Origin of the sequence: Agrobacterium vaccinii (assembly GCF_021310995.1) — a bacterium.
Taxonomy (GTDB): domain Bacteria; phylum Pseudomonadota; class Alphaproteobacteria; order Rhizobiales; family Rhizobiaceae; genus Agrobacterium; species Agrobacterium vaccinii.
Genome location: NZ_CP054152.1, coordinates 97,744 through 112,372, shown reverse-complemented (window position 1 = coordinate 112,372; position 14,629 = coordinate 97,744). Strand labels below are relative to the sequence as shown.

The following is a 14,629-nucleotide window of genomic DNA, read 5'->3' as shown; positions in this document are numbered from 1 at the left end:
TATTTGTTAAATGCAATGTTTTGGAGGTTTATTGCGATATGAGCATCAATTGCGAAATTCTCGATTTGCGCGCTTTTCAAGCAGTGGTTGAGTTGGAGAGTTTTCACAGAGCCGCTGATGCTCTACACATCTCACAGCCGGCGCTGACCCGACGCATCCAAAAACTTGAGCAATCCATTGGTGCACCTTTGCTGGAGCGGACCACGCGTCATGTCGCTCCGACAGCTATGGGTCAGGAAGTCATGCCGCTCGTCCGGCGTATGCTCGAAGAGTTCGATGGCTCGTTGTTTGCTATGAAGGATGGCACGCAAAGGCGCGGGCTGATCACCATGGCCTGTGTCCCAACTGCAGCTTTCTATTTTCTTCCAATCGTCATAAGGACATTCAGCGAACAATATCCTCACATTCGCCTTCGAATTCGTGACCTTACCGCGAACGAAGGTCTTCAAGCAGTGGCACGGGGTGAGGTGGAGTTTGGCATTAACCTCATGGGAAACTCAGATCCAGATCTTTCCTTTGAGCCACTCATCGATGACCCATTCGTTCTCGCTATGAGGAAAGATCATCCGCTCGCCCAATTCGAAACGATCCAATGGAATCAGTTGGAGGAATATCCGCTTGTGGTCGTAGATCGCTCTAGCGGGAACAGGACGCTCCTCGATGGCGCTCTCGCCAGACACAATCTGAAGCTGAACTGGTCCTATGAGGTAACACACCTCAACACTTCACTGGGGCTCGTTGAGGCGGGTCTTGGGATTTCGGTTTTACCGCGACTGGCAACTCCGCAAGAGGATCACCCTTTTCTGGTGTCACGCCCGATCGTCGAGCCGGTTGTCTCGAGAACTATAGGAATTGTCCAAAGAAGAAGCAGCGTTCTATCCCCAGCGGCCGAGAAATTTGTTGCGATGCTATTGAAAACTTGGAAAACCCCTTAGCATGAGTGTAAACTCCGTAACGATGTCTCAGGAACCCATGGTTCAAAGCACCTCGTACAATACATTGCCGGACAGGTCTCAACCTGAACCGCAGCTTATATTTTCGCCTATCCAGCACGACGTCGAACACACGTACCCTTTTTTTTAATAAATATATTCTAATTTGCTTGAGATGCATCAAGCATTGGCGGAGCACCGCCTGCTGTCATGGGGGAGTTCCGAGAGGAATGCTGACGGCGGTTAGTCGATGCATTTTCGCAGGTCCTTATGAAGCGTCTCAAGATTTCCACGCAGCTTGCCCTCCTTGTCGGAGGTCTGGTTCTTGCCTTCTCCATAGCAACCTTCTTCCAGATCCGGTCTTCGTCCGAGACGATTTATCAGCAGCGTTACGAGATGTTGCGAACCGAGACCGAAACAGCAATTTCCGTTCTGAAACTTTACGATGACAAGGCGAAAGCTGGTCAATTGACCTTGGAACAGGCCCGCCAGCAGGCCTTTGATCTGTTGGTTTCCATGCGTTACGAGCCGGACGGCTACTTTTTTGCCTATGATCGGGACATCAACATGTTGTTCCATTACGACACCAAGCGTATTGGTCAGAATTTCAAAAACAAGCCAGATCCGACTGGCAACCTCTACCGTGAAAAGCTGGTCGATCTGGCAATAAAGGGCGGCGGGCGCGTCGACTTCATGGCCAGCAAACCAGGTGCCGACAAGGACGCATTTTTCCGCAAGACCGCTTATGCGGCAGAGTATAAGCCTTGGGGCGTCATCATCAATACCGGCCTCTACATGGACGACCTTGAGGCCGAAGTGAACAACGCCATCTGGAAGGCGATCAGCATCGGCTTTGGCATTCTCATTTTCGCAATCGCAGCGGCTATCGTTATCATTCGTGGAATCACAAAACCGCTGAGCGAAATTCACAACGCTCTGGGCGAAGTAGCCAACGAGAATGTGGCCATGGCTATTCCGCATACCAACATGAAGAACGAAGTGGGCATGATGGCGAAGGCCACAGAAGCACTTCAGCAAAAGGTACGCGAGCGCCACGACATGCAGCTCCGTCAGGAAGAGCAGCAGAACCAGCTGGATAGTGAGCGTCAGAGCAACCTGGACACCCAGCGTGGCGAAGCCGAACTTCAGGCACGCGTGGTGGCCACCATCGGCGAAGCATTGGAAAAACTGGCACAGGGCGATCTTACCGTTCGCTGCCGCGACCTTGGCACACGCTATGCCGATCTGCGCGACAACTTCAACGAAGCGCTGGCGCATCTCGATGCCGCCATGGCGCGCGTGAATTCCAAGGGCATCGACATTGGCGGCTCCAAGGATGAAATCCGCAAGGCGTCCAGCGAGCTTTCGCAGCGCACAGAACGACAGGCTGCCAATCTGGAAGAGACATCTGCCGCCCTCGACGAATTGACCGTTGCCGTGCGCCAGACAGCAGACGGTGCACATGAAGCCGCAAAGCGCGTGGGTGCCGTCAGCACCGAAGCCACCCGCAGCGACCGCGTGGTGGAAGAAGCCATCGGCGCAATGACCGGCATCGAGCAGTCTTCTGCCGAAATCTCCAAGATCATCGGCGTGATCGACGAAATTGCCTTCCAAACCAACCTTCTGGCGCTTAATGCCGGTGTCGAGGCCGCACGTGCCGGTGAATCCGGCAAGGGCTTTGCGGTGGTTGCCCAGGAAGTGCGCGAACTGGCCCAGCGCTCTGCGGCTGCCGCCAAGGAAATCAAGGACCAGATCGCCCGATCCTCCAGCCAGGTGCAAAACGGCGTTCGTCTTGTTGGCGAGGCCGGCGAAGCGCTGAAACGCATTTCCGACCAGATCAAATCGGCAAACGACATCGTCGGCAAGATCGCGCATTCGGCCTCCGAGCAGGACACGACCTTGCGCTCCATCTCGTCATCGCTGAACCAGCTGGATTTGGCGACACAGCACAATGCCGCCATGGCGGAAGAGACCACGGCATCGGCTGAATCGCTCTCCGTCGATACAGAAGAACTGCTCAACCTCATCCGCACATTCCGTGTCTCCGGCTCCCAGAACGGAAGCCTGCACGGCATGGCGCAAGAGATGCGCCGCGCGAGCTGACCCTCGCCGACATCATGAAACACAAGAAACGCCGGGGAGAAATCTCCGGCGTTTTTTTATGACTTAGCTGAGAAAGCTGGCGAGTTCATCAATCTGGTGGTCGGAATAGACCTTGATGCCAGCCTGCTGAAGCAATGCGGCGATGACGCCGTTTCCCGAATGTTTGCGGCCTGAAAGGAGCCGTCATAGATCGCAACCGATCCGCAGGAGGGGCTGCCGTCGCTCAACAATGATCGGCGCTATCACTTGAGAAGCAAGCTCCAGTTCGCCATCTCCTCATGACTAGGTCGGTTACCTTGGTGCGCCACCGGAAACTCTCGCGTCTGGTGCCGATCAGTGACTTTGTGGTTAGCCTCGTGACAGCAAATGTCCCGTCGTAAGCCTCAAGTTCCAACCGGTTAGCGCACATTGACGCCAGCTTTGATGTTGTATGTGCCCGCTACCCCGAAGAGCTCTTCTGCGATTGAAGCTCGATACGCTAGGTCGGTATCATCCCGCCAAGGTGCGATCAACATATCGGATACAAGAAACATGGTTGCCGACAATTCGTATTGGTTCAAGGCGGTGAAGGTTGTTTTACGTGGCCTTGCGAAACTTCGGCGGTTGGCGGCACTGATAATTGATAGGCTCTGATAGTACGATCTCTACGGCTAGCCGGGGATGGGCGCGCCCTCCATAGCGAACGAGCGGCTGGAACTTTCGGTCACCCAATGTATTCTGACGGCATGAAACTAAATATCGCAATCATAACGATGTTTGGCGCCGTGTTGGCTGCGTGCAGCCCAGTAGGGCCATCAGGCAATCCGTCGGTGCCTCAGCCAGTCAAACCGGTCGAAATCGACCGATACCTAGGTCACTGGTTCGAGCTGGCGCGCTATGAGAACCAGTTTGAGCGCGATTGCGAGGCCGTGACTGCTGACTACTCACTTCGAAAAGATGGCATGGTCCGCGTGCTCAACACCTGCCTGGAAGGCGGAGTACACGGTAGGCGTAAAGAATCCGAAGGCAGGGCAAAAACTGTGCCGGATAGCGGCAACGCCAAGCTAAAAGTATCGTTCTTCGGCCCAATTTACGGGAATTACTGGATCCTGGATCGCGCCGCCGACTATTCTTGGTCGATAGTCGGCGAACCTTCGGGTCGTTATTTATGGATTCTGACGCGGGTACCAAAACCCACACAAAAGGCCCGTAACATGCTCGTCGAGAGGGCCAAGGCGCTCGGATACGATGTCGACATGCTGCGGTGGACGCAGCATTAGACGCATCATGAATAGTCGCCGCTTTCCCGTGGAAACTCCCAGCCGAACCGGCTACGAGCTCCGCACAATCGGTGACACTCCCGAAGGGCTCGATGGCATTTCGCTCTGAGGTCTGCTTGTCACCAGCAGGCTGTCAGCGTAAATTTCGCGAAATCAACTCAAGATCGCCGCGATCATGATCGCGGCGAAAGACAGGAACATGACGCATCCGACGATGATCGTGATGAGAGCTTGCGCCGAGATATAGGTTCCAGCGATACCTCCGATAACGCCCGGCCAGCCGCTTTTAGGATCTTTGCCGCTCATCGGATAACCGCAGGCAGGGCAGGCGAACGCCTTTTCAGATACCCGGCCCTCGCATTCTGGACAAACAACCAGCGCCATATCAATTCCCTCCGATTACAAATTCTACACGACGGTTTTTTTGTCGCCCAACAGGGTCGTCTGCGCCCGACGCCGTTTGGTTTGGAACCACAGGAAATCGTTCGCCCTTGCCCGCGGTGCTCATCTTCTGCGTAACGCCATTTTCTTCGAGCCACGCCTTTACCGAATTGGCCCTGCGGATGGAAAGCTTGTCGTTGTATCCATCGCTCCCCTTTGAATCGGTGTGGCCGGTAATTTCAACGCGACTGTCGTGCATTGTTATCAACACCTCCGACAGTTGCGAGAGAGTTGCTTCAGCGTCTGGTCGGATGTTGGACTTGTCGAAATCAAACAAAACATCGCTCGGCAGGCTCACCAGAATGCGGCCATTCACCTGCCTTGCTCCGAGTTTGACGAGCGTGTCCTCGGTTTTCAATCGCGTCTCGTCGTCCATATCCTTCAGGCCAAAGGATGATGTTTCAGACGAGAACGAACCTGTACTCTGCTCGGTATGCTCTTTGAACGTGGAAGCAGCGAATTCGATTTCGCGGAAACTCGATAGCTGCTCGTCCGGCGGCGTGGACGTCACGGTGATGGAATATTGCGATGCAGCGGCTGGACTTGTGAGAAAAAGCGACAGAATAATCGCCCATCTCATTGTTTCAGTTCCAAGGGCACCGTTACGCCAGGTGCGCTCGTATCATCACCGGATTTTCCAGGATTGAAGACGAGCGACACTTTTTTCACCTCCGGGGGGAAAACGCCGGGAAAGACAAGGTCACCTTCCATCGTCTTTCCATTGGAGATGCGCATCCACTTGTTATCAGCAATCTGACGCATATGCAGCCGATCCTGCTCGCCTTCGCCCCAGGACAGATAGGCATTCTCGCCATCGTTCATGTTGACGGAGAGCGTTTGATGACTGTCGAAACTTGCAAGCAAGCGTACCTTCGTTGAAGCGTCGCTGACCGTGATTGTTTTGACCTGAACAGTAAGGCCCACTGGAACACTCACTTGTCCACCTGTCACAATGTAGGTCTGATCTGCAGCTTGGGCTGCACCTGCAACAAGCACCGAAACGAAAGCCAGATTTCTGAACAAAAGGTCCTCCAGGGTAAAGTCAATTATCAAATCAAATAATGCCTGCCACTCTTAAAGGTGCTGAACAAGGCATCTCAATCTTTTATCGAAATATTTGTGGCAAAAAGTAAGCACGCTTCCAAACGCAGTTGGTCCGCTAATCTTCTGTTTGCAGGCTGTAATGTCGGTGACATGTATGTCGTCACCAAGGACGGGTTTGAAAACCTCTCCCGCCACACCCCGCTTGAAACCCACCGCATCGCTGCCGAGGACTAATATGACCGAACACTCGCATTTCGATTTCGCAAAACTCAGCGAACGCGAACGCTACAAAATCCTGATCGGAACCGTCATTCCGCGTCCGATCGCACTGGTGACGACGGTGAACAAGGACGAGCAGCCAAACGCCGGTCCCTTTAGTTTCTTCAATGTCCTGACCCACGACCCGGCAATCGTCGCCATCGGCGTCTAGAACTATTCGGACATGCGCTTCAAGGACACCGCCCGTAATATCCGCGAGACCGGCGAATTCACTGTCCACATCTGCGATAACGCGCTGGTCGACCAGATCGAAGTCTGCGCCATCAAGTTTGGCCCCGAAGTTGACGAGATGGAGGAGGCGGGCCTTGCCACGGCACCCGGCCAGATGGTGAAAAGCCCCCGTATCCTCGCCGCCCCCGCTGCCCTGGAATGTCGCCGGCACACGACGCTTCAGGTCGGCCCGGCCCGCGAAATCATCCTCGGAGAAGTCGTCGGCGTATTCGTCCGCAGCGATGCGGTGAATGCGTCCAATCTGCACATTGACCAGCAGCTCATGGATGCCGTCGGCCGCATGGGTGGGCACACTTATACCCGCACCCGTGATCAGTTCGATATCAATACGCTGACACCACAGGAATGGGAAAGCCGGAAGGCAGATGAGAAGGTGGCGGCGGAATGAAGTCACTTAATCTTTAAAATCAGAGACGTATCTGATTTGTATGAGCTAAGATTTGTCTGGTTACGGTTCGAATCCTGTCAAGAGCTATGGCTCCAAATTTTTTGGATAGCGGTGACGAAGAGCGTTGGATGGATCGCTGAACTGGATGCCTATATCTGCCTTTCTGAATCGACTCTCAGACAAAAGCCCGTTGCCCAAATTGAAAGCTTATGGACCTTCTAACGCACTAGGGAACACCATGATCGAGTGGATTTCCCGGAATTTGCAAGGACGAAAGCATTTCGGCTCCTTACCCCCGATGATGTGCTATAAAGGCTCTCACTGCAGGTTTGCTCTCAGTTTTCCGATAAACGACCGCCAGGTCCGTCATTACATCGTTGTCTATCAGTTGCAGATAACGGATGCCTGGAAGGCACAAGCATTGCAGGCTCTCCGGAACGAGGGCAATGCCGATCCCCACTGCAACCATGCTAGCGATTGTCGTAAAGTCACGACCGTTGGCGTTTATTTTTGGTTTGAATCCTGCTTCACCGCAGGCATCCAAGGTGTTCGCGTGGAAGCCGATATCCACGGGCTGTCGCGGTGTTATGAATGTGTCCGAACGCAAGTCCGATAGGTGAACCGCTTTTTTTGCGGCCAGATTATGCCCGCTCGCTAGGGCGACGACGAGCGGTTCGCGTAGAACGACCGTGGAGTTAAGTTCTGAGGGGATGGGAGCTGGAGGGCGGATATAGCCGAAGTCGACCTCTCCGTCCTTGATCCTCTGAAGCTGCTGACGCATTTCCATCTCGACCAATTGGAGTTCAACGTCAGGCAACCCGCGTCTGAACGACGAAAGCGACTCCGTTAAGACGCCGGAGTAAGCCGCCGAGGCGACATAGCTGATTGTGATCCGTCCAGTCTCACCGCGCCCAACCCGCTTGAGCTGCGCCAACGTCGCGTCCGCTTGCGCAACGATTTTCACGGCGTCTTCATAAAGCGCTTGTCCGGTCGGGGTCAGATTGACCGACCGCCTCGACCGATCGAGCAAGGGAAGCCCCACGATCGATTCCAGTCCAATGATTTGCTGACTCAAACCCGGCTGCGCTATCCCAAGCCTAGCCGCCGCCCGTTCAAAATTTCGCTCCTCAACCACGGCAATAAAATATCGCAAGTGCCTAAGCTCGAAATTCGTTGTGCGCTGCCTACCGCGTTGTTTCATTGGAAATCCTCGTCCGAATACCTTCAAGGTGTCCATAATAGAAGTCAGTCTTCTGAAAAAAGACGTTTTCATCTATTTGATTTGTCACCCCCGTGTCGATAGAAAGATGATTAATTTTGTCTAGTTTATACGCGCGGGGGCAGCATGCGTCTTTTTCGATCCAATCTCATTATAACGACATCGATGGTCTTGACCGTTTCCCACTTTGAGGTGGCCCGCGCTCAAGAGCAGCAATCCACGACGCTCGAGACGATCGTTGTACAGGGAGCAGGGAAGGGGGATCCGCGTGGCCCAGTTGACGGATATGTCGCAAAAACCAGCGCAACGGCTTCAAAGACCGGAACGCCTATTCTTGAAACGCAGCAATCGATATCGGTGGTGACCCGTGATCAGATCGAGGCACAAGCAGCTCAAACCCTGGGTGAGGCTCTGAATTACTCAGCGGGTGTGGTCGGTCAGCCGTTTGGGTCGGATCCTCGCTTTGATTCGCCCATTGTTCGCGGGTTCGATGGTAGACAGCTTCAATATCTCAACAGCCTTAAACTGATGCGTACAGCGGGTGCGCCAACTGTAGAAATCTACGGTCTTGAGCGAGTCGACGTGCTTCGTGGCCCTGCGTCGGTTATGTACGGACAGGGCAACCCAGGTGGAATCATCAACCAAGTCAGCAAACGCCCTCAGTTCGAGAACTTCGGTGAAGTCGGCACTCAAATAGGTAGCTATGACAATTACGGCGGATTTTTTGACCTTGGTGGCGTCATCCCCGACCATGACGAGTTTGCTTATCGCCTGACAGGTCTTGCGAAGACTTCAGGTGCACAAACAGATTATCTGGATAACGACCGATATTTCATAGCGCCGGCTTTGACTTGGAAGCCTGACGACGACACGTCGCTGACGATTCTCACGAGTATTCAACACGATAATCCCAGCACCCCATCAGGCCTGCCTCCGCAATACGTGTTGGGAAACTCGAACTTCAAACTTCCTCGCGACTTTTTTGTCGGTGACAAAAATTTCGATGACTCCAGCAGGACGCTCACGAATTTTGGTTATGAGTTCGAGCACCGGTTCAACGAGGTCTGGGCCTTTCGTCAGAACTTTCGTTACACAGATTTCGACTGGGAATATCAGGCCCTCGGTATGGGGTCGGCAGGGCTCGGGGCTGACGGTCGAACGCTTGCCCGTACGGCGACCTTCCAAGACGAAAATCTGAAGACATTCAACATCGACAATAACCTGACAGCGGAATTCTCGACCGCAGCAGTCGATCATAAGGTGTTGTTTGGTTTCGACTATCGCTATTTCGACAATGATGTCCGGACGCGATTTTTCCGGGCGACGCCGCTCGATGTTCTCGATCCCATTTACGGTGGGCCAATCGGTCTGCTTGCTCCCACACTCAACACGACGGTTAAGAGCGACCTTTCGCAAATCGGTGTCTATGTTCAGGATGAGTTGGCCTACGACAGCTGGCGTGCAACGCTTGGCCTGCGACAGGACTGGGCATCAACGCGAGGTTCGACGACGAATGGTCTGACGGGCGTATCGCGTTCCCTCGATCAGGACGATCAAAAACTGACTGGCCGGGCGGGCCTTAGCTACCTGTTCGATGGAGGCATCGCTCCCTACGTTAGTTATGCTACCTCTTTTGACCCGATCGCCAGTTCTGCAGGAGCAGACTTCAAGCCGAGTGAAGGACAGCAGTGGGAAGCTGGGATCAAGTACCAGCCAGAGAACTGGAACGGTCTCCTTTCTGCGGCGGTGTTCGATTTAAACCAAACTAACGTCCTGCGCACCGTTAATGGCGTCACAGAGCAAATCGGTGAGGTTCAGGTTCGAGGCGTCGAGTTGGAGGGTGTCGTCAGCCTGATTGAGGGCCTTGATCTGCGGGCGGCTTATACTTACACAGATGCCAGAATTGGAGCAGGTGCCGATGATGGCAATCGTGTCGAAAATGTTCCGCGCAATGCGACGAGCCTGTGGATAAACTATCGCTTCCAGGAAGACACCATTCTCAATGGGGTCGGTATTGGTGGAGGCGTCCGCTATGTGGGCCAACGCTTTGGCAACAGTGCAAACACCTTTGACCTTGACGGCGTTACCCTCTTCGACGTGGCGTTGACATACCAGAGGGACAACTTCAAGGGTTCCTTGAACTTCCAGAATATCGGCGATGAAAAGTACGTCGCGAGTTGTAGTACGTTCGGCTGCTATTACGGCGATGGCCGGACAGTCATAGGGAAGCTCAGCTATACCTGGTAATCATAGGGTCCCAATCACTCCTGTCTTATTACGACGTCGAGATGTCATTCTCGGCGTCGCTGCGTCTATGTTTGTAAAGCCTGCGATCGCCGATGACATACCGCGTCTGGCCGCAATCGACTGGGCGATGATGGAAACGGCGATCGCTCTTGGAGTGACACCCATCGCTGCAACGGAACTGATCCAGTTTCGTCTGGACGCCGTGGAGCCAGTGATCCCGAGTTCCGTTGTCGATTTAGGACTTCGTGGAACACCAAACTTCGAACTGCTTCATTTGTTAAAGCCCGAACTGATCTTGATCTCTCCTTTCTACACCCGCCATCAAGAGGCGCTGAAGCGGATCGCGCCGATTATGTCGCTTCCGTTCTATATCCGCGGAGAGGCGCCTTTCGCGAAAGCGACTGCAGCCGTTACTGTCCTTGGTGAAAGGCTTGGGAGAACGAGCAGAGCGGCTTCGGTATTGGCCGATATAGACGTCCGGTTATCGTCCTATCGCGAAAGCTTGGAATCGTTTTCAGGAAGGCCAACCTACCTCGTAAACGTGGGCGATGCTCGGCATGTGCGTGTCTTCGGACTGGACAGTATGTTCGGCGACATTCTGTCTCGCCTGGGCCTCACCAATGCCTGGCCGGATAAGTCGCGCTACACATTTGCGGCTCCCGTTCCGATAGAGCATCTGGCAGACCAAGAGGATGCCCGCATCATTATCATCTCCAACATACCGGTCGAAGCAAGAAGCACGCTGAAGAGCAGCATGATCTGGAACTCCCTGAAGCCGGTAAGCGAGGGTAGGGTCATAATGCTTGACAATATCAACCCATACGGCGGTGTCCTGGCCGGTATGCGCTTTGCTCGCCTTTTGAGCGAAGCTTTGTTGTCGAAGCGTGAGGCAGCGAGATGAAGCAAGCTTGGGGGCTGGTTGTATTAGCCCTGTTCGCCGCCGTGATCTTATTCGCTGTGAGCGCATCGGATCGCGTCGCGCTACCGCGATGGCCCAACGCGATATTCGGTGCAGGCTCATCCGATCTAGACGAAATCATATTGCTTTATGGCGTTTTTCCCCGAGCGGCCGTCGCCATCCTGGCTGGCGCGGCGCTTGGCCTATCCGGTGCGCTCTTGCAGCAATTGCTTCGCAATCCGATAGCAGATCCCTCGACGCTTGGCATCTCCGCTGGAGCGCAGCTCGCAATCGTCGTCGCGACACTCTTCTTCCCCCAAGTCCTAGACGGATCACGCACCGTAGTCGCACTCGCAGGTGCTGGATCTGCCGCTTTAGTTGTTTTCGCTCTTGGTTGGAGATCGTCATTCGAGCCGGTGACGATGGTGGTATCGGGAATGCTAGTCGGTGTGACAGCCGCGGCCATCTCGGCCGCTTTGACGTTGGCGCAGGGTGAGTATCTCATGTCGCTGGTGACATGGAACGGGGGATCGCTGAGCCAGCAGGACTGGGGGGTCCCCAAAGCACTGGCAATCGAGCTCGCTGCCGGTGTAGCTCTTTCCGTTCTATTGATCAGGCCGCTCCTCGTGCTTGGCCTCGGCGATGAAAGCGCGCGTTCGCTTGGAGTGGACCTTCGTTGGATCCGGCTTTGTGTCGCTGTCCTCGCAACTGCGTTAGCGGGGGTTGTCGCAGCAAACGTTGGGCTCATCAGTTTTGTCGGGCTTGCAGCGCCTGCGTTCGTCAGGGGTTGCGGCGTGCGCCGACCAGCAACAATCCTTGCGCTTTCGCCATTGGCGGGCGGGCTCTTCCTCTGGCTATGTGACGGAGCGGTCCAAGTATTGTCAGGCGAAACGGGCGAAACGTTTCCGACTGGTTCCGTCACTGCGCTCGTGGGAAGTCCGATCCTGCTGTGGTTACTCCCCAGAGTACGTTCGATCCAAGCCCAGGAGGCAAACCGGGCGACCACTAGGCGGATCCATTTTGGGAAGGGCTTGTCAATCCTCTTGGCGATTGTACCAGTCGTCGTCGTACTTGGATTGTTCTTCGGTAATGATGGGAAAGGCTGGCTTCTTTTATCTTACGTAGATGCTTCCGATCTCTTGTCTTGGCGCTGGCCCCGTCTACTTGCGGCAGCCGCAGCGGGTGGGTTGTTGGCACTTACTGGAGCAATCCTGCAGAGATTGACGGGTAATCCGATGGCAAGCCCGGAGGTTATCGGTGTGAGTGGTGGGGCGGGTCTTGGTTTTGCTGCAGTGGTCACACTGGTTCCAAACGGAGGCCCGTCGTCACTCGCCGGAGGGGCTACGATAGGCGGTCTGGCGACGATGGCGGTTGTCCTGGCATTCGCACGCCGAAAGACCTTGCCTTCGGAAAAACTGTTGCTTGCTGGGATTGCCGTAAGTTCACTGAGCTCATCGGTTCTGGCGTTCCTGATGGCGGCGGGTGACCAACGATCCTGGCAAATCCTTGCATGGATCGGCGGTACTGCTGCCTCTGCCACACCCGGAACGTCTATCTTTCTCGCTGGAATCGCCATTTTGTTGCTCGTCGCGTCCATAACACTGATCAGATGGTTGACGCTCCTTCCGCTTGGGCGGTCGACTTCACAAGCACTTGGTGTTCCAATCGGGACAAGCAGAGTTGTTATCCTCTCGTTATGCGGCCTAGCGACCGGGGCGGCGTCGGTACTCGTTGGCCCATTAAGCTTCGTGGGACTGATTGCGCCTCATATTGCCGTACGTGCCGGGTTTGCAACAGCACGAGATCATCTTGTCGCCTCGTTCTTGTTAGGTGCGTTGATCATGGCATTCGCGGACCTGGGAGCTCGGACCGTTACATTTCCTTATGAACTTCCGTTGGGTTTGTTCGCCGCCATGATTGGTGCGCCGTATCTAATCTGGCTTATCGGGCGACGGTGAAGCGCGGAAACATCCCTGCAGGCAGTCCGGCAATAGTTGGTCAAGAGCTGCCCGCTAGGATGCCGTGCTCCGGCTCTCGCTGAGTACTGATCAGGCGCCGGTGCGGACTTACGGGGAGATCGAGGATACGGCCACACATGTTTCCTCATCGGCAATCGCCGTCCTTGGCTTCTGAACTGTGAGGTGCTCGTGCGATACTTAAGGCGTCTCCAACTTGCGTGAGTTCGTGAAGAAAGGGACAATCGGAGCATCGAGTTAGCCGTCGACTTTGGCAATGGGGGAGGAAATATCCTCTGCAGCTAAATCGACCGATAATTTCCGGTGAAATGATATCCTTATCGTAGCAATTGAGAAATTGGGGATCGAATGACATCGTGAGTCATTTGGAGCTCCTTGCGAGGACAGCAGGCGGCAAGCGCGAAAACTGGCCCCTTCAATGCTCGGTGTCCTGCGCAGTGGAACGAGACCAATTATCAATTTCCTCAGACATGAGGATTGTTGTCGCTACTGCAACAGATTCGAAATTATTCGAGCAATTGTGCCTCTGACGGCTAGCAGCAATATTGGTCCTGTCAGACGAACACAGCGTCGCCTGTTTTCAATCACGAAATCGCAGGACGCGAGATGACCGAAACATTCTTTTCCTTAACCCGTCGGGGAGCCCTTCTGTCTGCGGGTGCAGCAGCAGCGGCATTGGCAATTTCTCCCTCATTCAGCTTCGCATCCGATGCTACCCAGAACACAACCTCACTCGAAGGAAACAAGACCATGGGATACATAACCACACAGGACGGCGTCGAAATCTTCTTCAAGGACTGGGGTCCGAACAATGCCCAGCCAATCGTCTTCCACCATGGCTGGCCGCTTTCGTCTGATGACTGGGATGCGCAGATGTTGTTCTTTCTCGGAAAGGGTTACCGCGTCGTCGCTCACGACCGGCGCGGTCATGGGCGCTCGGCACAAGTCTCCGAGGGTCATGATATGGATCATTACGCTGCGGACGCATTTGCAGTTGTTGAGGCGCTTGATCTGAAGAACGCCGTTCATATCGGCCACTCCACGGGTGGTGGCGAGGTTGCCCGCTATGTTGCAAAGCATGGCGAGCCGTCCGGTCGCGTTGCCAAGGCCGTTCTCGTGTCGGCGGTTCCACCGATCATGGTCAAGACAGCAGCGAACCCCGAGGGTCTCCCGATGGAGGTCTTCGATGGCTTCCGGTCGGCGCTTGCAGCCAACCGCGCGCAGTTCTTCCGCGATGTTCCTGCCGGTCCTTTTTACGGTTTCAACCGTGATGGCGCGACAGTTCATGAAGGCGTCATCCAGAACTGGTGGCGGCAGGGCATGATGGGCGGAGCCAAGGCGCATTATGACGGCATCACAGCGTTCTCGGAGACCGACCAGACGGAAGACCTCAAGGCGATCAGCATTCCGACACTGGTGCTGCACGGTGAGGACGACCAGATCGTTCCAATCGCAGACTCTGCACACAAGTCCGTCAAGCTGTTGAAGAACGGCACGCTCAAGACCTACCCCGGCTTCTCGCACGGAATGCTGACAGTCAACGCAGATGTCCTGAACGCCGATCTGCTGACTTTCATCCAGTCTTGATCATGGTTGCGACGGGTGCTGCCTC

General features: G+C 54.7%; 12 protein-coding genes and 2 pseudogenes. 9 read left to right on the top strand and 5 right to left on the bottom strand.

The genetic code is table 11. The annotated features are described in order from the left end of the window. Positions 1 to 38 precede the first annotated feature (38 nt). Both HRR99_RS22795 and HRR99_RS22790 read left to right on the top strand, forming a co-directional pair. The gene (locus HRR99_RS22795) at positions 39 to 935 is read left to right on the top strand and encodes a LysR family transcriptional regulator (protein ID WP_111838873.1); all 897 of its coding nucleotides are present in this window, start codon (positions 39 to 41) and stop codon (positions 933 to 935) included. Between the two features lie 267 nt (positions 936 to 1,202). After that, positions 1,203 to 3,035, top strand: coding sequence for a methyl-accepting chemotaxis protein (locus HRR99_RS22790; protein ID WP_111838593.1), 1,833 nt, complete (start codon positions 1,203 to 1,205; stop codon positions 3,033 to 3,035). A 63-nt stretch (positions 3,036 to 3,098) separates the two neighbouring features. Here the strand turns inward: HRR99_RS22790 and HRR99_RS22785 are convergent. Beyond that, a pseudogene (locus tag HRR99_RS22785) lies at positions 3,099 to 3,268 on the bottom strand (2-thiouracil desulfurase family protein); the annotation flags it as partial. Positions 3,269 to 3,745: 477 nt separating this feature from the next. On the opposite strand from HRR99_RS22785, the gene HRR99_RS22780 reads away from it, so the two are divergent. Beyond that, entirely contained in the window at positions 3,746 to 4,294 is a 549-nt protein-coding gene (locus HRR99_RS22780) for a lipocalin family protein (protein WP_233125014.1), read from the top strand. Between the two features lie 153 nt (positions 4,295 to 4,447). On the opposite strand, the gene HRR99_RS22775 is transcribed toward HRR99_RS22780, so the two are convergent. From HRR99_RS22775 to HRR99_RS22765, 3 genes are read right to left on the bottom strand one after another with little or no spacing between them, the layout of a single operon-like run. Then, positions 4,448 to 4,678, bottom strand: coding sequence for a hypothetical protein (locus HRR99_RS22775; protein ID WP_062450644.1), 231 nt, complete (start codon positions 4,676 to 4,678; stop codon positions 4,448 to 4,450). A 1-nt stretch (position 4,679) separates the two neighbouring features. After that, positions 4,680 to 5,315, bottom strand: a complete 636-nt coding sequence (locus tag HRR99_RS22770; protein WP_062450645.1) for an OmpA family protein — start codon at positions 5,313 to 5,315, stop codon at positions 4,680 to 4,682. Continuing rightward, positions 5,312 to 5,788, bottom strand: a complete 477-nt coding sequence (locus HRR99_RS22765; protein WP_233125013.1) for a hypothetical protein — start codon at positions 5,786 to 5,788, stop codon at positions 5,312 to 5,314. The genes HRR99_RS22770 and HRR99_RS22765 overlap by 4 nt, the downstream gene beginning before the upstream one ends. 66 nt (positions 5,789 to 5,854) lie before the next feature. Here HRR99_RS22765 and HRR99_RS22760 point away from each other — a divergent pair, with 66 nt between their 5' ends. Next, complete coding sequence (locus HRR99_RS22760; protein ID WP_162694418.1) at positions 5,855 to 6,013, top strand: hypothetical protein; 159 nt, start codon at positions 5,855 to 5,857, stop codon at positions 6,011 to 6,013. A gap of 1 nt (position 6,014) precedes the next feature. After that, positions 6,015 to 6,677, top strand: a pseudogene (locus tag HRR99_RS22755) (flavin reductase family protein). Between the two features lie 289 nt (positions 6,678 to 6,966). Here HRR99_RS22755 and HRR99_RS22750 read toward each other — a convergent pair. Further along, on the bottom strand, positions 6,967 to 7,878 hold the full coding sequence (locus tag HRR99_RS22750) for a LysR substrate-binding domain-containing protein (protein ID WP_111838872.1): 912 nt from the start codon (positions 7,876 to 7,878) through the stop codon (positions 6,967 to 6,969). Positions 7,879 to 8,061: 183 nt separating this feature from the next. Between HRR99_RS22750 and HRR99_RS22745 the strand changes: the two genes are divergently transcribed. The 4 genes from HRR99_RS22745 to HRR99_RS22730 all read left to right on the top strand — a co-directional run bounded on the left by HRR99_RS22745 (position 8,062) and on the right by HRR99_RS22730 (position 14,604). After that, on the top strand, positions 8,062 to 10,143 hold the full coding sequence (locus tag HRR99_RS22745; protein ID WP_233125115.1) for a TonB-dependent siderophore receptor: 2,082 nt from the start codon (positions 8,062 to 8,064) through the stop codon (positions 10,141 to 10,143). Positions 10,144 to 10,210: 67 nt separating this feature from the next. Continuing rightward, positions 10,211 to 11,044, top strand: a complete 834-nt coding sequence (locus HRR99_RS22740) for an ABC transporter substrate-binding protein (RefSeq protein ID WP_233125012.1) — start codon at positions 10,211 to 10,213, stop codon at positions 11,042 to 11,044. Next, positions 11,041 to 12,999 (top strand): Fe(3+)-hydroxamate ABC transporter permease FhuB, encoded by a 1,959-nt coding sequence (gene fhuB / locus HRR99_RS22735; RefSeq protein ID WP_233125011.1) that lies wholly within the window; start codon positions 11,041 to 11,043, stop codon positions 12,997 to 12,999. Before HRR99_RS22740 ends, fhuB begins: the two co-directional genes overlap by 4 nt. A 768-nt stretch (positions 13,000 to 13,767) precedes the next feature. Next, positions 13,768 to 14,604: an alpha/beta fold hydrolase gene (locus tag HRR99_RS22730; protein ID WP_111838871.1), complete on the top strand. Its 837-nt coding sequence runs from the start codon at positions 13,768 to 13,770 to the stop codon at positions 14,602 to 14,604. The last annotated feature ends 25 nt before the right edge of the window (positions 14,605 to 14,629 follow it).